The organism is Francisella halioticida (genome assembly GCF_002211785.1).
Taxonomy (GTDB): Bacteria; Pseudomonadota; Gammaproteobacteria; order Francisellales; family Francisellaceae; genus Francisella; species Francisella halioticida.
In genome coordinates, this window is record NZ_CP022132.1 from 1444230 (window position 1) to 1468186 (window position 23957).

Genomic DNA, 23957 nt, shown 5'->3' on the forward strand with positions numbered 1-23957 from the left:
TAATTATATCAATAGATCACTATAAATATAATGTATAGTCTAAAGAAATATAATTTTGTCTCTCATTAAAGTGCGTACTACGTGAGTTGATGCTTGTATAATCTAAACCAATCCAAGAGCCATAAAAAATATTATATCGAACACCTCCACCATATTGATAAGAGTAATTATCTGTGTTTTGGAGAATCTGTGAATAATCAACATAGGGTATGAGTCTTTTATTATAAACTGTAGCAGTATAACTGGCTTGAGTTGACCATGATGCTAGAGGAGCTCACGAGCCTAAAAAGCCATCATATATCAAATTAGCAACTAGGCCTTATTGATCCGAAAAATGGAACTCCAGCAATATTTTGTGGGCTAACAGAAGACGAGTCATTAATTCCCCCTACTCCTTTATCAGTAATAAGAGCCTCTGCTTCAAAGTTTATGTCTGATATTGCTAACCGTAGTTTATATCAAAAGACCCTACATTACCTCCATTTGCAGTTTGAAAACCAGAGACATTTGAATAAGCTGCTCCAAAAAATTGATAATCGCCTACATTATCCATTTGATAGATATATTTAGCATTTAAACTAAATCCTACGCCACTTTTACTACCAGCATTTGTAGCACCAAAGTAACTACTAGGGTTAGCATCTAATATTACTGCATTTAAATGTAAGTCTTGAGTATGATACTAAAGATTGATATTCCCACCAGCTTGCATAAAATATGTTCGCGTTAAAGTAGGAACATAGTTAGAAACAATATCAAAGTTTCCAAACATCACTGTTGAGTTTGCAACGTAACCAAAAATTGGACTCTCTGATAAATTACCTTCAATTAGATATATCGTATCATGAGTAACATTAAATCCGTCACCATGATCTTGATAAAGTGTAAAGCCAAGTAGCGCACTAAACCATTTAGATATTGTTGAAGCTGCATAAGCATGTACAGCATATGAAAACTCTTGATTTTCTCCCCCTGGAGGTATTCTATTTAATCTAAACCAATCAAGTAAAGATACTTTAGCACCAAAATATATATAATTATCATCCAAGATACCTTGTTGTCTAGCTTGAAGCATAAATAATGGATCACTTGTATCTTGCTGGGTGTTTAACATTGCATAAGAAAGAGTCTCACTAACCCTAAAACCATTAAAGAAAGAAGTTTTTATAGGATTATAATTTAGTGCTTGATTGATTTTATTATCAATACTTTTCTTCGCAACTGCTCTTTTTTCACTATTAGTAAGACCATCACCTTCTTTTACAGCTAAATCTTGAATAGCCTGCTGAGCACTTTTCTCTTGTTGTTTTTCTTGTTGTCTATTACTTAAAGGAGCTATATTAGCTATAAAATCTTCATTAGGAAAAACTCTTCTAAAAGCATTAGATTCTAATGCTCTAATAAAATTAGGAGAATATTGATTACTTAACTCTAAGGAGCTATCCTCTTTTTGAGATACATCACTTGCTATAGCTATATTACATATACAAAATATTAGGGAAATATTTAATATAGTAAGTATTCTTTTAAACATCGTCTAATATTTATTTTAAACTATAACTGCTATTAGCATTGATAATATTAATAATTTGATTCTGGCTTAAAGCCTCTCCTTCTTGCATCTCAATATCATCAATCAAATTTGCTTGCTTATTTGTAACATTAATATTTTTACCATCATCTTTTACAATATATGATGCGTAACACAAGCCAAAAATAACTATTAACGATACTGAAAATAAAGCTCTCTCAAGTTTCACACTTATTTCATTACACTTTTTTAACAAATTGTGATTTTAGTTTCATAGCGCCAAAACCTTCAACTTTACAGTCAATATCATGATCTCCCTCTACTAGGCGAATATTTTTTACTTTAGTACCTACTTTTATAATCTGAGAAGATCCTTTTAACTTTAAATCTTTTATTACTGTAACAACATCTCCATTTTCTAATAAATTACCATTAGAATCTCTTATAATTGGCGTATTATCATCTTTCTCACCAAGCTGCCATTCATAACCACACTCTGGACAAATTAATGACTCACCATCTTGATAAACATATTCAGATTGACACTTTGAGCACTGTGGTAAAGATTGCATTTTGACTCCTAAAGTATTAATAACGATAGTAGTTTAACATAAAATTAAGAATAATTTATTTTTAATAAAAAAATCAAATTTAAAAGAAGATGCTAAATAAATATAATTTAATTGTAATATTATCTAATCATTAATTATTTTTTAGAAAGCTTAATAATGGTAAAATTAATAAGTTTTTAAATAAATTATATCTAAGCAAATTGAGGCTCTAAAATGTTAGATAAAAAAAAATTCAAAAAAATAGTATATGACTGGAATAATACAAGCTATACAAACTTTAGAGAAAAATCAATACATAACTTATTTAATATGCAAGTAGAAAAAACTCCAGATAATATAGCTGTAGTTTTTAATAAAAAAGCACTAACTTATAAAGAATTAGATAAAAAATCTGATCAATTAGCAAAATATATATTAAAGATCGTTAATAATAATAAAATACTTCCTAATGATACACTTATTGGCTTATATCTAAATAGATCATTAGAAATGATTATTGGCATATTAGCTATTTTAAAAGCTGGAGGAGCGTATGTACCAATAGATCCAAGATATCCTCAAGATCGAGTTGATTATATTTTAAAGGATAGCAATATAAAAACTATTCTTACTCAAGAATCTTATAAATACGTATTACAGAGTTTATATGAAGTTAATGCTATTAGTATAGATAATGAAAATTATTCATATGAGAATGATCTAAATTTAGCACAGACCAATAACTCAAATAGCCTAGCTTATATAATTTATACATCAGGAACTACAGGAAAACCCAAAGGTGTTATGCAGTTACACCATAATATAACTAGATTATTTAGTGCTACAAATGATTTTTTTAAGTTTGATTCTAGTGATGTTTGGATTTTATTTCATTCATATGTCTTTGATTTTAGTGTTTGGGAAATATGGGGACCTCTTTTTTATGGTGGCAAACTTTTGATTCCATCTGATGAATTAGTAAGAAGTACAAAAGACTTCGTAAAATATTGTTACGAAAATAGAGTCTCAGTATTAAATCAAACGCCTTTAGCATTTTATAGTTTTATTGCTAACCTAGATTATAACTATAAGTTAAACCTCCGATATATTATATTTGGTGGTGATGCTCTTAATCTATCCTATTTAGAAGGATGGTGGAAGTACCAAAATACTATAAATTTTGATACAAAATTAATAAATATGTATGGAATCACAGAAACTACCGTTCACGTTACACATAAAGAAATCACTCAATATGAACAAAATATATCTAATATTGGTAAAAGAATAAGTGATCAAAAAATATATATTTTGAATGAAGATTTAATGCCTGTAGATATTAGCGTAGAAGGAGAAATCTATGTTGGAGGTGCCGGATTAGCTAGAGGATACTTAAATAAAGATAAACTAACCTCTGAAAGATTTATTGATAATCCTTTTAAAACAGAAAGTGATAAAGCTAACGGATATACCAAATTATATAAAAGTGGTGATATAGGAAAATGGCTAGAAAATGGTGATATTGAATATATTGGAAGGAATGATTTTCAAGTTAAAATTAGAGGATATCGCATAGAATTAGGCGAAATAGAAAATGCTATATTAGGTCATCCTTATATAGTTCAAACATGCCTTCTTGCAAAGAAGAATCAACAAATACCCTATTTAATAGCATATATAAAATGTAGAGATAAAATGATTAATGAACAACATATTGTTGAATTTCTTAAAAAGTATCTTCCTGATTATATGATACCTAATTATATTGTATTTTTAGATGACTTTCCATTAACCATAAATGGAAAACTAGATAAAAATGCTTTACCAGAGCTAGTAATAAAAAGATGTGAATACATAGCACCTAATACAAATGAACAAAAAATAATATGTTCAAAATTTAAAAAGGTTTTAAACCTAAACTTTGATGTGGGAATAGATGATAACTTCTATAATCTTGGCGGAAACTCTATTAAAGCAACTTTTTTACTATCATCTCTAAGAGATCATTTTAAAATAACTATAAAGGATATTTTCTTTCTAAAAACACCAAGGAAACTATCTAATCTAGATAAGCAAGATATAACTTTCTCAATTGGAAAAGCCGATAGTAGAAATTCATACTCTTTATCACACCAGCAAGAACGCATGTTCTATGCTAGTAGACTAATAACAGAAGATAATAAATTATATAACGTCCCTATTAAAATAAACATTAAAGGCTCATTAAACTTTGAAAATCTAGGTATAGCTCTTACCGCTATAGTAAAAAAGCACTCGATATTATTAAATAAATATGAAATGAAAGATTCCAATCTTTCTCAATACTTAAACAATGATACTTTTATAAATATTAGTAAAGAAATAGCAAAGGTGTCAAATCAGCAAGAACTTGATGTTTTATTCGAAAATTTTATTAAGCCTTTTAATTTAGAACAAGATATTTTAGTTAGGTTTAAACTTATAAAAATCAACTCTAAAGAACATTGTCTTTTTGCTGATTTTCATCACATATGTTTTGATGGAGGATCAGTCTCGATTTTTCTAAATGAATTAATCCAAGCATATGATGAAGGCTTATTAAATACAGCAGAATTACAATATATAGATTATGCTATCTGGCAAAAAGAATCTTTAATAGCACAAGATACTTACAGAAAAAATCTAGAATACTGGAAAGATAAACTCTCACAAATAGATTTAGAACCTTTAGAGCTTTCTCCTGATTTTTCTAAAACTCAAGCTAAGAGCCATATTGGCAGTAATATAGTTAAAGAATTTAATCACGAATTTATAGATAAGCTTGAAAATATATCAAATGAGCATCAAGTTTCTATTAACGCTATAATGTTACATGCCTTTAAAATATTAATTAATAAATATTCTCAAAGAGAATCTTTTGTCATAGGAACATTAACTAATGGTAGAATCGATTCTAAGCTTGATAAGTCAATAGGAATGTTTGTTAACACTCTGCCTCTTGGAGTTACTGTAAATCCTAATGAATCTTGTATCAATGATATAAAAGAAATTTATGACCAGACCTTAGACCTACTTGACCATCAAGATCTTAATTTAGAAGCTTTAGTAAAAGAATTAAATCTTGATACTAGTTTAGGTAACCCTCTCTGTGATGTTGTGTTTAATTTTTTAGAACATCAAACAGAATATAAATCAAAAGACCTAATATTTAATTTACCTGCATGGACTGATCCTCGTACTGCAAAATTCGATTTGATGGTAATGTGCCATTTATCAACTAATAAATTAAGTATTGAATTTAATTTTGCTATAGATTTATTTAAATCTGTAACTATCACAAAAATGCTATCTCATTATGAAAATATACTTAATGAACTCATAAACAATCTTGATAAAAAAATTAATGAATACCAGGTTTTAAGTGATAAAGAATATAAACAAATTATATATAACTGGAATAATACAAGTCAAAACTATAGTAATAATAAAGCTGTTCATGCACTGTTTGAAGAACAAATATTAAGGACTCCAGAGAAAATAGCAATTACTTTTAAGGATAAATCATTAACCTACAAACACTTAAATGAAAAAGCAAATCAATTAGCAAGATACTTAAAAAGTAAGATTAATAAAAACCATGATAAAGATAGTAAATTAATTTGTTTATGTGTTGATAGATCATTAGAAATGATTATTAATATACTAGCAATATTAAAAATAGGATATGCATATATACCTATTGACCCCAAACACCCTAAAGAGCGAATTAAATTTATATTAGATAATGCTAACCCTAAACTTTTAATATGTGATGAACATTACCAGAATGATTTAAACAGAATTAATCAAAATAATATATTACTTTTAGCTTTAGAAGATAACCATTATGCTTACCAGTCCTCTCTTAATTTGGAAAATACAGTCGTAAACCCTAATGATTTAGCATATGTTATATACACATCAGGAACTACTGGCAACCCCAAAGGAGTAATGGTAAGCCATTCTTCTATAGTTAATCGTATTGAATATATGTCTAAATTTTCAAATATTACGGAAAAAGATAATTATTTTTTTAAAACAAACTATATTTTTGATGTTTCTGTATCAGATATATTTGCTCACATTTGTTATGGCGCATCAATTTATATATCAGAAAATATTTTTGATATTAATGAGATAAATAATAATATACAACGATGTAATTCAACTCATCTAGTTCCTTCCCAGTATGAGGCAATTGACAATTTAATCAAAGATTCAAATATTAAAAAACTCTACTTAAGTGGCGAAGCAATAACTCCTCAAATAATAAAAGATTTGGCAAGTAAAATAGAAATCTATAATTATTATGGACCAACAGAAACTGGAGAAATAACAGTATCTAAGCCTACTACTATAAACAACAGTATTGGTAAGGTTTTTCAAAATAATAAAGCGTACATCCTTGATAAAGATATGAAACCTACGCCAATTGGAGTAGTTGGGGAATTATATATAGCAGGTATTTCTCTTGCTAAAGGGTATTTAAATAGAGATGATTTAACAGCTGAAAAATTTGTTTTAAATCATTTTTGGAATAAAAATAAAGATCCTAAGTTCGAAAATAAATTATATAAAACAGGGGACTTAGTTAAATGGTTAGAAGATGGACAGATCGAATATATTGGTAGAAATGATTTTCAAGTGAAAATTAATGGCTATCGTATAGAATTAGGCGAAATCGAAAAATCTTTAACAAAAATAAGTACAATAAATCAAAGCTGTGTTATAGCTAAAGAAAATAATGGTATAAACTATTTAATTGCCTATGTAACAATAAATGCTCAAATTTCTGAAAATGAGATTAAAAACCATTTACTAAATTTTATTCCCGAATATATGATACCAAAATCAATAGTTATTTTGGATAATTTCCCTTTAACAACTAATGGAAAATTAAATAGAAAAGCTTTACCAGAAGTTAACCCAAGTGAACAAGTAAAAATAATACTTCCAAGAAACAATAATTTGCGAAGCCTTTGCCAATATACTTGGAAATACTAAGATAGGTATAGATAGTGATTTCTATCAAATTGGTGGTAACTCTATAAAAGCCATTCAGCTTGTTTATAAGCTACAAGAGAGTTTTAAAGTTACTGTAGCTGAAATTTTCAAATATAAAACACCAAGAAGATTAGCAGAAAACATTATTTTTTCTAAGAATAATTTAGTAACTAGATTAGAAAAAATAAGACAACAATATTCTTCTATAAAAATCTCTAATAATAAAAATAGTCATATTGAAATTGAAAAATATAATAGTTGCTCTAATATAAATTTAACCTATACAAATAAAAAAATAAATACTGTACTATTAACAGGAAGCACTGGATATTTAGGTTGTAATATTCTCTATCAATTACTTACTTATAGTAATAAAAATATAATTTTGCTAATTAGATCTGAGAATCATTCAAAAGCTAAAAAACGTATAAGTAAAAAGTTTAATTTCTATTTTGATCAAGATTTAAGTAACTACCAAAATCGAATCAAAGTATATAGTGCAGATATAGAGAATAAAGATCTTTTAGGACTTAATGAAGCAGAATATAGTTCATTAATAGATAGCGTTGACACTATCATACATTCTGCAGCATTAGTAAAGCATTACGGTGAATATAAAGATTTTTATAGTGCTAATGTACAAGCAACTATTAATTTACTAGACCTTGCTGAAAAAACCTCTTTAAAAGATTTTCATTATATATCAACTTTTGGTGTCTTACTCGATGGTTATATTTCTGAAAGATCCCATATAGAGTTTAATGAAGAGTCAATTGGGGATGAGCTTACCAATAGAAATAATGTTTATTTAACAACTAAGTATGAAGGTGAACTAGAGTGCTACAAATATAGAAAGCATGGAGTTTCTACAAATATTTATAGAGTAGGATACTTATCTGTAATATCTTTTAATGGGAAAAACCAAGAGAATATTGAAGAAAATGGTTTTTTCGCTAGATTTAAAACTATGATTAATTTAGGAGTTATATCAAAAGAAGTTGCAACAACTGAAATTTCCCTAGTTGATATAACAGCAAAAGCTATTATTAATATTTTTGACAAAAATGAATTAAGCAATCAAACATTCCATGTATTTAACCCTAAACATCAAGATTTATCAAAAATTCTAGCACAAGAAAAAAGATTAAACCTTAAGCAGTTAGATATAGTAGATTTTATAGATGTATTAATCGACAAATTTAACAAATCAACATATAAAAATTTAATAGAAATGTTTATGTTGCATCAAGGCTGGTTACAAGATAATGATACTCAAAATGAGTTTCATCCGAGAGTAAATAATAATTATACAATAGCTATTATGAAAAGTTTAGGGATATCATGGCCTACAATAAATTATAAGCTTATTAAAGATATTGTTGATAAATCATTATTAGAAAGAGAAAAATTTTATAACCAAATAAGTTACTTTAATGACTCGGCGCTAATCAATGAATTAGTATTATCATCAAAGCTAAATCACTATTCCGAAAATGAGATTATAGCTTATAATAGTAATAATCTTATTTTTGTTTTAGATGGTTTTATAGAGAAATTTGCTATTTTAGATGGAGGGTGGGAAGCTTCTATATCAGTACTAACAGCAAATGATATTTTTAATACTGAAACTATAGTTGATAAGAAAAGCCCTGCTATATATAAAGCATCTATATCAGATGTTGCTACACTTGAAATATCAAAATCAGATATTAAACATATTTTACAAAAACATCCACAAATGTATAATATTTTTCTTAGAATATTAGCAGATGAAGCTACTAAAATACAGAAAATGTATATATCTAGTATAATTTAAAAATGAGGTTTGAATCAAAATGGAAATAACATATTCATCTAATGAAAAAGAACAAACATATATCTTGACAGGAAGACTAGATCAATCAAGCTATAGTATTTTTGAAAATTTTAATAAAAATAATTATATCCAAAATCTAAATGTATACTTAAATCTTGAAAATCTAGAATATATTAGTAGCATAGGATTAAGAGCTTTTATTCTTCTAGCGAAAAAAGTTCTATCAAACAACCATAAGATTTATGCTAAAGTAGCTTCTGGAAGTATGCCAGAAAAAATACTAAAACTTTCCGGTTTTGATAAATTAATACCGTTAATATAAATAAGTATTATGGCTACTATTGAAATAAAAAGCTATTATAAAAACTTAGATGCTGCTTGGAAATATATAAAAAATAATTTAGACAAGATAGATAATATTACGCAGCTTATAATTGAGGAAACAATTACAAACATTTATATGCATTCTCAACGTATATCTGATAAAGAAATTGATATAACTATTAAAATAAAAAATAATAAAATAAATATTATAGCTAGTAATGTTAAAGATTTTAATTTAGAAGCTCACTCATCAAATAGTACAAGTAAGGTAGCATCATATGGTATTGAAGACTATGGAGGGATTGGCTTACACTTGGTCAATCAATTAACTACAAAAAATAATTACTATTACAAAGACAATAAACAATATTATGAATTTAGCATATGAAAACAAATAGCCTAAAATATGAATTATATTCAAAGCTTAAAATATTTATTAACCTATATGTAGCCCTATTTTTTATTTTTATTGGTACATCAATAATTTCTTTTTACTTTTATATAGGGTATCGAAACATTCAAAGTACAGTTATTACATTAAAAATTTATGCAAACACTATTGAAAACAATGTATCTGATATAGTTAATTATGCTAATATTCTGATAAAACAGCAAAATTATAATGAAAAGAAATTCATATACGTAATTAATAATTACTTTAAACACTATAAAAAAGATTATTCTTTCACAGGTATCGGTTATGCTAGTATCAATAAAGAATATAATACTTATAGTTTTATTGATTTATCTAAAAAATCAAGAATTCAAAATCTAAATAATATTTATAAAAAAGATAATGGATACAAAAATACCTCATGGTTTAAAGATTTTAAAGACATAAAATCAACTACATACATTTCACCTCAAGTTAGTAGAACTGGAGAAAAAGGAAAACTATTGTTGACTGTAATAGCACCAATTAAAAAAGCTAGCCACAATATAGGACTACTGATTATAGATATAAATATTTCAAGAAAATTATCAAATTTTATTCATAAATATGATCCAGAAATTTCTAATAATTTAAAATTATACTTAGTAAGTAATCCTTATTTTAGTCATACTAACTATCAAATATTTAATATTTCAAGAAGTAATAATAAAATTACTCAGACGCATGATAAACAGATAACTAAATTACTTGTAAATAAAGCAAGTTACGAAGTCAATTCAAATAGTATTTTCTATAAAAAAACTTTTTTAAATAATGCTATGACTATAATACTTGCTTTAAATTGGAATATTATTTTATTTATAATTGCTTCTTATACACTTCTAACTTTTATTATTTTTTTACTTATAAATAATTTTTTTCTAAATAAAATTTCAAAAACTACAGCTGAAATATCAGATACGATATCTTTATTATCAAACAATATCTTTAACATACTAAAAAATAATGAAACAGCTATATCTAATAGAGGAATCGTCAGAGATAAATTAATAACAGAAACTATGTATCTATATAAATCATATAGGAAAATACGATTTTTACTGAATGATGTTAAAAAATTAAGTTTTTATGATGGTGAAATGAATTTAGCTAAAAAGTTACAACAAAGGATTATAAAAACTAAAGATAACGTATATTTTAAAAATAATTTTTATAAAGTTAATATAGACATTGCTTCAAAAGCTGCGGATAAACGCTCTGGCGATCTATACCTAACATACATAAAAAATAATAAAATTTATATACTAATTGGAGACTCCACAGGAAAAAATATAACAGCTACTATACACGCCCTATTTTGTTTATTTGCTATCGAAAAAATTATAGATAAATACACTAATTTTGATGATATAGCCTATAAGATTAACGAATATATCTGTAATCAAGATTTAGAGGGAATGTTTCTTAGTTCAATTATATTAGAAATTGATTTAGATAAGCAAATTATTAGATATATCAATGCCGGTCATGAGCTACCTATTATTAATAAACAAGAAAACCTCTATATATTAAAACAAGATGATTATGATATAGTCTTCGGAGCTATTCCTAAATACATATATCAAATTAGAAATATAAATTTTAATGAATTACTTAATGGATCTATATATATTTATACAGATGGTATTACAGAAGCAAATATAGTTAATAATCAAATGCTAGGTATTGATTCGTTTATAGAAATTTTAAAATACAATGATGACGTTGGTAAAATCATCGATAACATAAATAATCAAGAATTAAATGGTATCCATGATGATAAAACATTAATAAAAATATCTTTAAATAGCCTCTAAAGTATTTAATCAAGTTAAATAAATATTCTAAGATATTATAATGTCCCCAGAAAAAGCTACTGATTTTAGAAAGATTTTTATTCCTAGATGTTAAACTTAACTAGATAAATTAGGAAATGGATAAATGAGTAAAAAAAGAGTAACGTATACAGCTGATTTTAAAGCTAAAGTAATTATAGAATTGCTAGAAGGCGATATGACAGTTAATGAGATAGCAAGTAAGTATGATTTACTTCCTAAAAACGTGCACAATTGGAAGCAGTAATTTTTATCTAATGCTTGCTTAGCATTTGATAAAAGCTCTGTTGTTAAGGAGTATAAGCAGGAAATAGATGAGCTTAGAAAAGATAAAGATGCAACAAGTAAAAAACTAGTCGAGGTAATAGTAGAGAGGGATTTTTTAATGGGAAAGCTAAAAAGCTTGGTATCATCAAATGATAGAGTAAACTCTGTAGATACTAAGCTAGAATTATCTTTAAATAATCAGCTTAAACTATTATCTGTATCTAAGAGTGTGTACTATTATACACCAATATCAAAATTTAGTAGTAATGATGATATTAAACTATTAAATGCAATAGATTTGATACATACTAAACATCCATATTATGGTACGAGAAGGCTAGTAAAGTTGCTAAATAGATTAGGATTTCTAGTTGGAAGGAAGCTAATCAAAAGTGCTATGGAATTCATGGGTATTAAGGCATTGTATCCTAAAAAAAAGAGAACTGTCATTAATAAGCAACACAAGAAATATCCATACTTACTTAATGTATTTAAAAATGAGACGAATCAGGTTGTTATAGATAAAGCTAATAAGGTATGGAGTGCTGATATCACGTATATTAGACTAGAATGTGGGTATGCATATTTAGCAGCCATAATAGATTGGCATAGCAAGAAAATACTAGCTTGGAAGATTTCTAATACTATGGATACACATCTAACAACTAGTGTGTTAAAAGAAGCGTTATTTAAATATGGTAAACCTGATATCTTTAACTCTGATCAAGGAACTCAATATACAGCAAAAGAGCATATTAAAATATTATCTGATAATAAAATAAATATATCTATGGATGCTAAAGGAAGATCTATAGATAATATTGCAATTGAGAGATTTTGGAGAACACTGAAATATGAAAATGTTTATCCGGCATCATATATAACTATGAAAGAGGCTAAAGTAGGTATCAAAGAATATATTGATATTTACAACAATGAAAGACTACATTCTAGTATTGGATATATGACTCATGATGAAGTATATTCTGGTATTTTAGATGCTGCATAAAAGCAAGGAATAAAAATATTTTATAAAGTGGTATTGAACAGGGACAGTTTACCCATTTTGATTGTAAGACACATTTACATTGCCTCCAGATTGCATAAAATATAATCTAGTTAGTGTCGGCAAAAAATTAGTTGTTTCATTAAAGTTACCAAAGTTGACTGTTGATAAAGCTGCATATGAATATATTGGAAATTTATCAAGGTTTCTAATATAAAGAATATATTACCCGGTGTAACATTCCATTGACCATTTGTTGTATACGTATTCAAAGATGCATAAACAGAGGTCCACTCACCAAGAGTACTCAATACATAGTACTCTAGAGCATAGTTATTAACAGAATTTGAAGATAAATTACTTTGTGAACCTCTACCCCACACTGGCGTAAAAGAACCCATACCACCAAAATATAAATAGTCACCTTTTAATAACCCATTCTGTTGAGATTTTAAAATAAATAGTCCATCTCCTGTCTCTTGTTGGGTATTTAGCAATGCTTGTGAAAATATAACATTATTATTAATACCATCAAAAAATGGTGGTTTATATAATACCCCATGAAATTGTAACAACAATTTTGAGAATTTAGTTCCTAAAGTAGCTAAACTATAAATGAGCAATTTAGGATAAATGTAAATGAGTAATAAGAGAAAAATATATACCGTTGAATTTAAGACTAAAGTTGTCTTGGAAGTATTGGGGAAAGATCAAACAATCACACAGTTATCAGTAAAATATAATATTACGCCCAAAAACATAAATAATTGAAAAACAGCCTTTTTAGAAAATGCTGAGTTGGCAATGGATCCATCCAAATCAGTATCACAATATAAAAAAGACAATGCAAAGCTTCAAACCAAGATAGATCAGTATTCTAAGAAGGTTGGACAACTAACAATTGAGAAGGAATTTCTTGAGGGAAAGCTCGTAAGCTTGGGATTATCTGATAGAAAAGCGATGATTGATCCTAAGCATAAATTATCTGTTGTAAAACAAAGTTGCTTATTAGAAGTTTCTAGAGCTGGTTTATATTACAAGCCTGTGGTTAACGAACATAAAGAAGAAGTAAAAGCAAAGCTTATACAGATACATGAGGAGATTCCCTGCTACGGCTATATAAAAGCTCATAAGCAATTAATAGAAGATGGGTTTAGCATCTGTGAGAACACAGTACAAAAGTATCGTAAAGAGTTAGGCATCAAAGCTATATTGGCGGTGAAAAAACCAAACTTAAACTTATCTGAACCTAACAAAGAGCATGCTATTTATAGTTACAAACTAAAAGGTTTAAGCATATTGAGACCTAATCAAGTTTGGTCTACAGATATTACATATATTAAGACTGATGCTGGCACAGTTTATATGGCAGCTATTATTGATTGGTACTCTAAGGCTGTACTAAGTTGGGAGATATCCAACACTATGGATAGTAGTTTAGTTATGAAAGTTTTAAATGAAGCTCTGTATAAATATGGAGTACCAGAAATATTTAACACTGATCAAGGTAGCCAGTACACATCTAACATTCATATCCAAACATTATTGGATAAAAAAATTACTATATCTATGGATGGTAAAGGTAGAGCAACTGATAACATTTGCATCGAAAGATTTTGGAGAAGTGCTAAATGTGAGAGATTTTATTTAAATCAATATCCTGGCATTGTTGAACTAAGAAACGATGTGGATGATTATATAGATTTTTATAATAATAGAAGATTTCATGAGTCTATCAATTATAAAAAACCTATGGAATTTTATTACGATAACTTATTGGAAAAACGGGCGGCTTAGATGGGAACTAAATAATTGAAAATATTGTTTAATTTATTGGGGTAGTATATTAACCTTATTTAGATGAGTAGCTTTTAACAATGATTTACCAACATCAAATGTACTTCCTGAAGAAATAGACTCTCCCTCATATTCTTCAACATTATCAATAGCAGAATCATTTTTTTTACTTGCTCGGTCTTTATTGGCTTTGGCTAACTTTTTTTGCGTATTTACATCAGAAATATCATCTACTGCATAGCCATTATAAGTAAGTAGAAACAAACTTAGAAAAAGAATAGAATTTTAATTATAAATCTACAACATGATCAGATAGATACTCTGCTACACCTTCTGGAGAAGCCTTCATACCTTCATCACCTTTATTCCATCCAGCTGGACAAACTTCACCATACTCTTCATGGAACTGTAAAGCCTCAACCATTCTAGTAACTTCATCCATATTTCTACCTAATGAAAGATCGTTAACTACCTGATGACGAACAACACCATTCTTATCAATTAAAAAAGTCCCTCTAAATGCCATACCGCCTTCTGATTGAACATCATAAGCTTTTACAATTTCTTGGTTTATATCAGCAACCATAGTATATTTAACTGGTCCGATACCACCTTCATTTGCTGGAGTCTTTCTCCAAGCATTATGAGTAAAGTGAGAATCTATAGATACCGAAACAACTTCTATACCTAGTTCTTTAAGTTTAGCTGTTCTTTTATTTAAAGCTATTAACTCAGATGGACAAACGAATGTAAAATCTAATGGGTAAAAAACTACTACAGCATATTTACCTTGAATAGCTTTTGCAAAATCATAATTATCTACTATCTCACCATCACCTAGTACAGCTGGTGCATTAAATACAGGAGCTTTTTTTCCTACCAATACCATAATATTATCCTCCATTTAGTGAATTTTCATGGTTATTTATTAAATTTAACGATACCAATTTTGCTCATTAATTGCTCTTATGTCAATAATATTTATTGTATATAATGTTCTACATCACATCTAATAACACAAGATATCATGCTTTTACCTATTCATAAGAATACTAAACTTTTAATTTTTGATTGTGATGGAACTATTGCAAATAATATGCATATACATACTAACGCCTGGATAAATGTATTAAGTGAGAGGAATATAACAACCTCTCCAGCTAACCTTGAAAAATATAATGGTTTACCAAGCGAAACTATTTTAAAAGAAGTCTTTAATTTTAATGACAAACAAATTCCGATTATTGCAGAAGCAATAAAAACAACATCATATAAGCTTTTAGATAAAACAAAGCCTATACAACCAGTTGTTGATTTAGTTAAACACTATTACAAAAAACTGCCTATGGTTGTAATATCTGGAGGCAAGAAAGAAAATGTATATAAATCTTTAGATATTTTAGAACTTACAGATTTATTTGATGAGATTATTACCGCGGATGATAATCATCCAAGTAAAAGCACTCCCAATGCTTTTACTACATTAGCTGAAAAATATAATCTAAAAAATCAAGAATGTCATGTTTTTGAGGATGGCATACCTGGACTAATAAATGCTTTAAAAGCTGGTATGACTATTACAGATGTGAGAAATATAAATTTGGACTAATAAAAAATAAAACAGCTAATATAAATAATTGATAAAATGTAGTTATATGTTTTGAAAATAAATCTAGCTATGAAAAAAACAGCTCTTTTAATTAGTTTAGTTCTAATATCTTCTTTAGGTTATACAAAAATTGTTGAGACAACTACTTGGAAAACCAAAGATGTAGAAAAAAACTATCTAACCAAAGTTTTTTGTAACAAAAAATTATCTAAAGAAGATTGCAATAAAAATATTAAAAATATTAAAGGTTATGGTATTGATGTTAAATCTCTAGCTGATAAAAATATTAAAAATATTGGGCTAAATAAAATAACTTATGTTACAACAAATACTTTTCCTGCAACAGGTAAAATTAAATCTAAAGTATCAGGCCTTTTAATGCTGCCAGAAACAAAAAATCCTAAAGGGGTAATTATTATCTACCACCCTACTGTATTTGATAATGCTGGAGTTCCATCTAACCTTAGTAAAGATAATAAAACAAGTGTACTCTTTAACACTATTTATGCTGCTATTTATGCTGCAAATGGTTATATTGTTGTTGCTCCTGACTATATCGGTCAAGGTGATGATTATAAAAACTATCACCCATATGTTTTTTATCCTAGGCAAACAGTAAATACTGCTGTTGATATGCTAAATAATGTTAGTAAAGATATTCGCAAAAAATATAACTTAACGAATAATCAACATTTAAACTTGTTCTCAGTGGGTTATTCCGAAGGAGGTGCTTATTCAATATGGAGTGCAAAATGTTTAGGATGGCGAGGTAACTGTAAAAATGTTGATAAGCTAAATAACTTATATAAATATAGGGCTGCAACAGGATTAAGTGGTGCCTATGATGTTAGTCAAACTACATTAAATTTTATGACTGATAACAATGATTCAGACAAATATTTGCTACATAGTAAGTTAATAACAACTATGTTAAAACCTGGATTAATGTCTAATGCATTTATGAGCTATCTTCATTATGTAAATACTTCAAAAACAATTAGCACACAAGATTTTGATAAAGATTTTTTCAATATGGTGTGTTCTACCTTTTCTCAAGATAAATGTAATCTTCAAGGTAAGCACTACACTTTTGATAATTTTTTTTTACAAAAACATATTCCTAATACTGCTTTTGCTGGTGCAATATTTAATAGCGCATTGTATAAAAAATATCCCAATCAAGAGTCTGCCTCACACTATGGTATACCAACTGGAAATAATTCTATGTACGATCTATTTAAGCAAAAAATCTTCTCTAATAAAGAGCTTTTGACGACAATGAAAAGCGCTAATATATTTACCCTAGGAGAGAAAACAAGAACTCCTATGTATTTGTTTGCTCTAAAAGAAGACTCTATTGTTACTCGCTTAAATTATGATAAGTTTATGAAAAATGCTAATGCTATAGTAGATGGTTTTGTTCTAGATAATGATAAAATTTTAACTAATAGTATTGATTGGCTACCTATAGATCTTAATATAAACGAAATTGATCATGTAACAGGCGAAATTTATGCTAACTTATTTGCTTACAACTATATAAAAGATATGAATAGGGTTTACTCATAATATATGATTAAAGAAATTACAGAAAGAACAAGTATATTAGTTAATAACCAAGGTATAAAAAAACTAGAAAATGCTAATATTTTTATCGCTGGTTGTGGTGGAGTTGGATCATTTGTTATCGAAGCCTTAGCAAGAGCAGGTGTTGGTAATTTAACAATAGTTGACATGGATATTGTTGATCCATCAAATATTAATCGTCAACTTATAGCATTGCAAAGCACCATTAGTATGCCCAAAGTAGAAGTTATGGAAAAGCGCATCAATGATATAAACCCAGAGTGTAATGTTACTACTTTAGAAATTTTTATAAACCCAGAAAATACAAAGAGCTTACTAACTCAATATAATTATGATTATGTTATTGATGCTATTGACACTCTAAATGCCAAAGCAAATCTGGTGAAAATATCTCATGAGCTAGGTATAAAAACAATATCAAGTATGGGGGCTGGAGGAAAAACTGATCCAACACAAATAAAAGTTGCAGATATTTATAAAACAGATGTTTGTGCATTAGCTAGGGCTATGCGAGTCCGTCTTAAAAAGCAAAAAGTTAAAAAGGGTATTAAGGCAGTTTTTTCAACTGAAAAAGGTATAGCCCCTCTACCTCCTAAAGACCCAGAACCTAATCAACAAGGCAGATCTAGAGCTACTAATGGTACTCTTAGTTACATGCCATCATTATTTGGCTTAACTATAGCTGGGATTGTTATTAAAGAAATAGTTGGAGAAGACTTTAATCGTTAAATCTTAATTATATATCTAGAAATATAAACCTATATAATTTACTCTTGTAACTATTAAACTATTTATTTAAATTAATATGTCAAAAACTTTTAACTTTAGATATTTATTATTGATCTTTTTAATCATTATAATTTCAAGCTGCTCCGAGAAAACCAAAGTTGATGATAATATGGGAGCTTGTAAAATATTAGCTCAGCATTCAAACTGGAAAAAATCACTAGAAACGGCTCAGGAGAAATATAACTTACCTCCAGCTTTTGCTATGGGAGTTATTTATCAAGAATCTCGATTTGATGCTGACGCTAAAAGCAAATACTCCTCTGCTTATGGATATGCCCAAGCTATTGATGGTACATGGAAGCATTTTCAGCAAGATGTTAAATCAAATGCTCAACGTAATAACTTAAATGATAGTGTACAGTTTATAGGTTGGTATATGTCACAATTATCAAAGAGTTTAAAATTACGTATGACAGATAGCAAAAACTTATATATGGCATATATGCTTGGAGCAACTGGATTTAAACGTTATCTAGCTGGTACATTTAAAAATAAAGCAAAAATTGAAGAGGATAAGAAAATTGCTTCAAAGGTAAGTAATTATACAAAAGTTTATCAATCTCAATTAAAAAACTGTAAAATTTAAACTCTTTATGAAAAAACAAAATTTAATTATCTTTATTATATTTTTTCTAAATACTACAAATCTCTTTGCTAAAACAGAAAATACATCAAATAAGAAGAATATTTGCCAAATATTAAAACATCATCCAAACTGGAGAAACTCTTTAAAAAGGGTTAATAAAAAATATAATATCTCCCCTGCTTTTACATTAGCTGTCATACATCAAGAATCAAAATTTCATGCAAATGCAAAAAATAGACACTCTTCTGCATTTGGTTATGCTCAAGCTCTAGATGGTACTTGGAAGATATTTCAAAAAACTGTTAAACCTAATGCAAAACGTAATGATTTCAATGATAGTGTCGAATTTGTAGATTGGTATATGTCACAATTAACACATAACCTTCATTTAAAAACTTCCAACAGTTTTAATCTATATCTGGCATATCTGCTTGGAGAAGGAGGATATAAAAATTATATAAATAACTCATATCAAAATAGCAATTCAATTCAAAAAAAAGAAGCTATAGCTGCCAAAGTAAGACTTAAGACCCAGGTATACAACCTAGAGCTTAAAGATTGTAAAATCTAAAACCTATATGCAAGAGTTGTCATAACCTTTGACTGTAATTTCATAATCACTTTAACTGGTTTAGGAAGTTTTTTACCTCCGGCTTTTTCTGCTTCAACAGCATGTTCTGATTCATCTATATACATTTGTTTAAGTATTTCACGTGAGCGATTATCATTTATAGGTAAACTTTTTAAATGAGAATCTAAATGCCTCATTACTTGTTTTTCTGTTTCTATAACAAAGCCATAGCTTAAACTATCACTTATTGAACCTGCTGTTGCTCCTATACCAAATGATGCCCAATACCAAAATGGATTAAGCAAACTAGGTCTAGCATCTAATTCCTGAAGTCTTTCGCCACACCATGCTAAATGATCGTATTCCTCATCTGCAGCATGATATAGATGTTTTTTAGTTTCTGCTGATTTTGCTACACTAGCTTGGCCTCTATATAAACCTTGTGCACAAATTTCGCCAGTATAATCGACTCTCATTAACCCTGCAGCATGTTTTTTATCATCATTAGATAATTTATTATCAACTATGCCATTACTTGGAGATTTCCTATTTGAACTTAATGAAGCTTTTGTAAATTTTGAATAACTATCAAGCTCTTCAATAACTTTATCTAAAAATGATAATTTTCTCATAATCTATTCCCTAATTAATAAAATCCATATAGTGCATTTGCTGCAACTATTGCAAACAAGATATTGAGTATTAGAAATACCCAACCTACACTATAGCCTTCTCGTATCGAAAATATTGCATAAATCGCTAGAACAATACCACACACAACCATCGGCTCATTTCTACCTAAAAGTATACCTAAACATAAAGCAATTAAACCAATAAATGCACATATTCTGGCAATATTTAACTTATGTCTACCAAAATAATAGATAGAAAATGCAATAGCTAAAAATATAAATACTCCTAAGTTATAAATCTGCCCTATTTGATAAAAAACCATAATAGCGCTCACAAAAGCTATACCTTGTAAACCACTAAAAAAAGGTTCTTTCTGTGCAGCTGCTGAGATAAATAAAAAAAATGTTGCTATTAATACAATTATATTTTTATCAGCAGTATTTGTTTCTGCTAAACCAAACATAAATATTAATAAGCCTAGAATACCTAAATATAGACCTATATTTTGGATATATTTTTTTTGCATATAAAACTTGATAACTTTATTTGATTACAATTATAAATATAAACTATGATTGTTACAAAAGTTTTCATTGAATAACAAGCAAACTATTAGGTATAATTATAAATATATTCTTGGTATTCACTTTTTAGCGTAAAAAAGGAGATTTAAATGGCTAGAAAAAAAATAGCACTTATTGGTGCTGGTCATATTGGTGGTACACTTGCTCACTTAGCACTTATTAAACAATTAGGCGATGTGATTTTATTTGACATCGCTGAAGGTATGCCTCAGGGTAAAGCTCTTGATTTATTACAGACATGCCCAATTGAAGGAGTTGACTTTAAGGTTAGAGGTACAAATGATTTTAGAGATCTTGAGAACTCTGATGTTGTAATCGTAACAGCTGGTGTTGCAAGAAAACCTGGCATGTCTCGTGATGATCTTTTAAGCATTAATATTAAAGTAATGCAAGCAGTTGGTGAAGGAATCAAACACAACTGCCCTAATGCATTTGTAATATGTATAACAAATCCTCTAGATATTATGGTTAACATGCTACAAAAATTTTCTGGTGTTCCAGATAATAAGATAGTAGGTATGGCGGGAGTTTTAGATTCAGCTAGATTTAGAACTTTCCTAGCTGATGAACTAAATGTTTCTGTACAGCAAGTTCAAGCTTATGTAATGGGCGGACATGGAGACACTATGGTACCTCTTACTAAAATGTCTAATATTTCTGGTGTTTCTCTAGAGCAACTCGTAAAAGAAGGATCTCTGAAACAAGAAAGATTAGACTCTATAGTTGCTAGAACTAGAAGTGGTGGTGGTGAAATTGTAGCTTTACTTAAAACTGGTTCAGCTTACTATGCACCTGCAGCTGCTGGTATTCAAATGGCTAATAGCTATCTAAAAGATAAAAAAATGATCTTACCATGCGCTGCTAAAGTAAAAGTTGGTATGTATGGTCTAGATGAGGATTTGTTTGTAGGTGTCCCTACTGAAATCTCTGCAAATGGTGTAAGACCTGTAGAAGTTGAAATTTCTGATAAAGAAAGAAAGCAATTACAGATATCTATAGATGCTGTTAAAGATTTAAATAAAGCTGCTGCTGAAATTTTATCAAAATAAAATTTTTATTAAGGATCTAAGTTATCCTTATACTATCTACATCTTAAAACTCATTCTATAAAGTCAAGAATAATATTTAACTATTTAGTGTTTTAAAATCGAAAAAAATTGATAAAATTTCACATATAAAATTGAAGCTATACTAATTTAGTATAGCTTTGTAATATTAATAATGTATTAAAATAGGTTTTACTATGTCTGATAAAAACTACCTTGGCATTAACATTAACGTATCAAAAGATCATGAACTTTCAGAACAAGCTCAGCAGCTTCTTACAAACTATTATTGCTTAGAGAATGAACCTTCTCCTCAATATGCTTTTGCTAGGGCTGCTGTAGCATATTCATTTGGTGACACTAACCTTGCTCAACGTATATATGATGCTGCATCTAATGGTTGGTTTATGTTTGCTTCACCAGTTCTTTCCAATGCTCCTTTACCTGGTGCAAAAGTCAAATCATTGCCTATTAGTTGCTTTTTATCATACGTTCCAGATTCATTAGAAGGACTTATCGAGCATTCTTCTGAACTAAGATGGTTATCTGTAAAAGGTGGTGGTGTTGGTGGCCATTGGTCAAATGTCAGAGCTGTTTCAGATAAAGCTCCTGGGCCAATACCTTTTATGCATACTGTAGATGCTGATATGGTAGCTTATAGACAAGGTAAAACTCGTAAAGGTTCATATGCTGCTTATATGGATGTATCTCATCCAGATATAGTTGAATTTTTAGGTCTTCGTGTACCTACGGGTGACGTTAATAGAAAATGTCTAAATATTCACCATGCTGTCAATCTTACAGATGAGTTTATGCAAGCAGTTGCAAATAATGAAGATTGGAAACTTATTGATCCGGATGATAAAACCATAAGAGATATTGTTAAAGCTCGTAAAATTTGGGAAACAATACTAGAGACTCGTTATCGTACAGGTGAACCATACTTAAACTTTATAGATACTGCAAATAGAGCATTACCAAAAGCTCAAAAAGACCTTAGTTTAACTATAAAGGGCTCAAACCTATGTAATGAAATACACTTAGTTACAGATGAAAACCGTACAGCTGTATGTTGCCTATCTTCGGTAAATTTAGAAAAATATGATGAATGGAAAGATACTACCCTTATTAAAGATTTGATTAGGTTTTTAGATAATGTACTACAGTTCTTTATAGATCATGCCGGAGATGAGATATCTAAAGCAAGATATAGTGCATCTCGTGAAAGAAGCCTTGGTCTTGGAGCTATGGGCTTTCATTCATATTTGCAAAAACATAGTATTGCTTTTGAATCTCAAAAGGCTAAGGTAATCAATAAAGAGATATTCAAGAAAATAAAAGATCAGGCCGTTCAGGAAACTTTAATACTTGGCCAAGAAAAAGGCGAAGCTCCGGATATGACTGGTACTGGTCGTAGAAATGCTCACTTACTAGCTATTGCACCAAATGCAAACAGTTCATTAATATTAAATACTTCACCAAGTATCGAACCATGGAAAGCAAATGCCTTTACATCTAGGACAAGAGTTGGATCACACTTAACAAAAAATAAGTATTTAGAGCAAGAGCTTGAGAAAATTGGTAAAAATAATGAGGAAGTCTGGTCTGATATTATTACAAATGGTGGTTCTATTCAGCAACTAGATTTTTTAAATGAAGAAGTAAAAAATATATTTAAAACGGCAATTGAAATGGATCAAGACTGGGTGGTATACTTAGGTGGAGAGCGTCAAAAATATCTATGCCAAGGTCAGTCTTTAAATATTTTCTTCCCAGCAGGAGCATCTAGAGAATATTTGCATAAAGTTCATTTTAATGCTTGGAAATATGGTTGTAAAGGTTTATATTACTTAAGAACAGAAACTTCCAATAGAGCAGAAAACATATCTAAAAAAGTAGAAAAACAAAGACTTGTTGAGTTTTCTGAACTTAAACAATCTGAGAATGAATGTATTGTTTGTGAAGGATAA

22 protein-coding genes and 2 pseudogenes are annotated in these 23957 nt (G+C 28.6%); 16 read left to right on the forward strand and 8 right to left on the reverse strand.

Features of this window, described 5'->3' with window-relative positions:
* Positions 1-19 precede the first annotated feature (19 nt).
* From CDV26_RS14050 to CDV26_RS07765, 3 genes and pseudogenes are all read right to left on the reverse strand, one after another.
* Positions 20-1441, reverse strand: a pseudogene (locus CDV26_RS14050) (hypothetical protein); the annotation flags it as partial.
* A 103-nt stretch (positions 1442-1544) separates the two neighbouring features.
* Positions 1545-1760, reverse strand: a complete 216-nt coding sequence (locus CDV26_RS07760; RefSeq protein ID WP_088773477.1) for a hypothetical protein — start codon at positions 1758-1760, stop codon at positions 1545-1547.
* A 10-nt stretch (positions 1761-1770) separates the two neighbouring features.
* The gene (locus CDV26_RS07765) at positions 1771-2103 is read right to left on the reverse strand and encodes a zinc ribbon domain-containing protein YjdM (protein ID WP_088772791.1); all 333 of its coding nucleotides are present in this window, start codon (positions 2101-2103) and stop codon (positions 1771-1773) included.
* Between the two features lie 213 nt (positions 2104-2316).
* Between CDV26_RS07765 and CDV26_RS07770 the strand changes: the two genes are divergently transcribed.
* From CDV26_RS07770 to CDV26_RS07805, 7 genes are all read left to right on the forward strand, one after another.
* Complete coding sequence (locus CDV26_RS07770; RefSeq protein WP_088772792.1) at positions 2317-7104, forward strand: non-ribosomal peptide synthetase; 4788 nt, start codon at positions 2317-2319, stop codon at positions 7102-7104.
* A gap of 7 nt (positions 7105-7111) precedes the next feature.
* The gene (locus CDV26_RS07780) at positions 7112-8920 is read left to right on the forward strand and encodes an SDR family oxidoreductase (RefSeq protein ID WP_420809901.1); all 1809 of its coding nucleotides are present in this window, start codon (positions 7112-7114) and stop codon (positions 8918-8920) included.
* A gap of 19 nt (positions 8921-8939) precedes the next feature.
* Entirely contained in the window at positions 8940-9242 is a 303-nt protein-coding gene (locus CDV26_RS07785; RefSeq protein WP_088772794.1) for an STAS domain-containing protein, read from the forward strand.
* Positions 9243-9251: 9 nt separating this feature from the next.
* Positions 9252-9632, forward strand: a complete 381-nt coding sequence (locus tag CDV26_RS07790) for an ATP-binding protein (protein ID WP_088772795.1) — start codon at positions 9252-9254, stop codon at positions 9630-9632.
* On the forward strand, positions 9629-11494 hold the full coding sequence (locus tag CDV26_RS07795; protein WP_088772796.1) for a SpoIIE family protein phosphatase: 1866 nt from the start codon (positions 9629-9631) through the stop codon (positions 11492-11494). Before CDV26_RS07790 ends, CDV26_RS07795 begins: the two co-directional genes overlap by 4 nt.
* Positions 11495-11618: 124 nt before the next feature.
* On the forward strand, positions 11619-11759 hold the full coding sequence (locus tag CDV26_RS13210; protein ID WP_088772134.1) for a transposase: 141 nt from the start codon (positions 11619-11621) through the stop codon (positions 11757-11759).
* A gap of 63 nt (positions 11760-11822) precedes the next feature.
* Positions 11823-12788, forward strand: coding sequence for an IS3 family transposase (locus CDV26_RS07805; RefSeq protein WP_245806572.1), 966 nt, complete (start codon positions 11823-11825; stop codon positions 12786-12788).
* A 51-nt stretch (positions 12789-12839) separates the two neighbouring features.
* Here the strand turns inward: CDV26_RS07805 and CDV26_RS12195 are convergent.
* Positions 12840-13339: pseudogene (locus CDV26_RS12195) on the reverse strand (hypothetical protein); the annotation flags it as partial.
* Between the two features lie 85 nt (positions 13340-13424).
* On the opposite strand from CDV26_RS12195, the gene CDV26_RS13615 reads away from it, so the two are divergent.
* Entirely contained in the window at positions 13425-13556 is a 132-nt protein-coding gene (locus tag CDV26_RS13615) for a transposase (protein ID WP_169709695.1), read from the forward strand.
* A 33-nt stretch (positions 13557-13589) separates the two neighbouring features.
* Positions 13590-14582 carry an IS3 family transposase gene (locus tag CDV26_RS07815; protein ID WP_088772295.1) on the forward strand — a complete coding sequence of 331 codons (993 nt, stop codon included), beginning with the start codon at positions 13590-13592 and terminating at the stop codon, positions 14580-14582.
* A 33-nt stretch (positions 14583-14615) separates the two neighbouring features.
* On the opposite strand, the gene CDV26_RS07820 is transcribed toward CDV26_RS07815, so the two are convergent.
* Both CDV26_RS07820 and CDV26_RS07825 read right to left on the reverse strand, forming a co-directional pair.
* A complete protein-coding gene (locus CDV26_RS07820; RefSeq protein WP_088772797.1) occupies positions 14616-14846 on the reverse strand; it encodes a hypothetical protein in 231 nt (76 codons plus the stop codon).
* 25 nt (positions 14847-14871) lie between these two features.
* Complete coding sequence (locus CDV26_RS07825) at positions 14872-15471, reverse strand: peroxiredoxin (RefSeq protein WP_088772798.1); 600 nt, start codon at positions 15469-15471, stop codon at positions 14872-14874.
* Between the two features lie 138 nt (positions 15472-15609).
* Here CDV26_RS07825 and CDV26_RS07830 point away from each other — a divergent pair, with 138 nt between their 5' ends.
* The 5 genes from CDV26_RS07830 (at position 15610) to CDV26_RS07850 (ending at position 19724) form a co-directional block, all read left to right on the forward strand.
* On the forward strand, positions 15610-16191 hold the full coding sequence (locus CDV26_RS07830; protein ID WP_088772799.1) for an HAD family hydrolase: 582 nt from the start codon (positions 15610-15612) through the stop codon (positions 16189-16191).
* A gap of 69 nt (positions 16192-16260) precedes the next feature.
* Positions 16261-17760 carry an alpha/beta hydrolase family protein gene (locus CDV26_RS07835; RefSeq protein WP_088773479.1) on the forward strand — a complete coding sequence of 500 codons (1500 nt, stop codon included), beginning with the start codon at positions 16261-16263 and terminating at the stop codon, positions 17758-17760.
* A 3-nt stretch (positions 17761-17763) separates the two neighbouring features.
* Positions 17764-18507, forward strand: a complete 744-nt coding sequence (locus CDV26_RS07840) for a tRNA threonylcarbamoyladenosine dehydratase (RefSeq protein WP_088772800.1) — start codon at positions 17764-17766, stop codon at positions 18505-18507.
* 76 nt (positions 18508-18583) lie between these two features.
* A complete protein-coding gene (locus CDV26_RS07845) occupies positions 18584-19153 on the forward strand; it encodes a transglycosylase SLT domain-containing protein (protein WP_088772801.1) in 570 nt (189 codons plus the stop codon).
* A 7-nt stretch (positions 19154-19160) separates the two neighbouring features.
* The gene (locus CDV26_RS07850; RefSeq protein ID WP_088772802.1) at positions 19161-19724 is read left to right on the forward strand and encodes a transglycosylase SLT domain-containing protein; all 564 of its coding nucleotides are present in this window, start codon (positions 19161-19163) and stop codon (positions 19722-19724) included.
* Here the strand turns inward: CDV26_RS07850 and coq7 are convergent.
* Together coq7 and CDV26_RS07860 are read right to left on the reverse strand one after the other, a co-directional pair.
* Positions 19721-20356 carry a 2-polyprenyl-3-methyl-6-methoxy-1,4-benzoquinone monooxygenase gene (gene coq7, locus CDV26_RS07855; protein ID WP_088772803.1) on the reverse strand — a complete coding sequence of 212 codons (636 nt, stop codon included), beginning with the start codon at positions 20354-20356 and terminating at the stop codon, positions 19721-19723. The two genes, CDV26_RS07850 and coq7, sit on opposite strands and share 4 nt — an antisense overlap.
* A gap of 14 nt (positions 20357-20370) precedes the next feature.
* Positions 20371-20883: an MFS transporter gene (locus CDV26_RS07860; protein ID WP_088772804.1), complete on the reverse strand. Its 513-nt coding sequence runs from the start codon at positions 20881-20883 to the stop codon at positions 20371-20373.
* 147 nt (positions 20884-21030) lie between these two features.
* Between CDV26_RS07860 and mdh the strand changes: the two genes are divergently transcribed.
* Both mdh and CDV26_RS07870 read left to right on the forward strand, forming a co-directional pair.
* Positions 21031-21990: a malate dehydrogenase gene (gene mdh, locus CDV26_RS07865; RefSeq protein ID WP_088772805.1), complete on the forward strand. Its 960-nt coding sequence runs from the start codon at positions 21031-21033 to the stop codon at positions 21988-21990.
* A gap of 194 nt (positions 21991-22184) precedes the next feature.
* Positions 22185-23957, forward strand: coding sequence for a ribonucleoside-diphosphate reductase subunit alpha (locus CDV26_RS07870; protein WP_088772806.1), 1773 nt, complete (start codon positions 22185-22187; stop codon positions 23955-23957).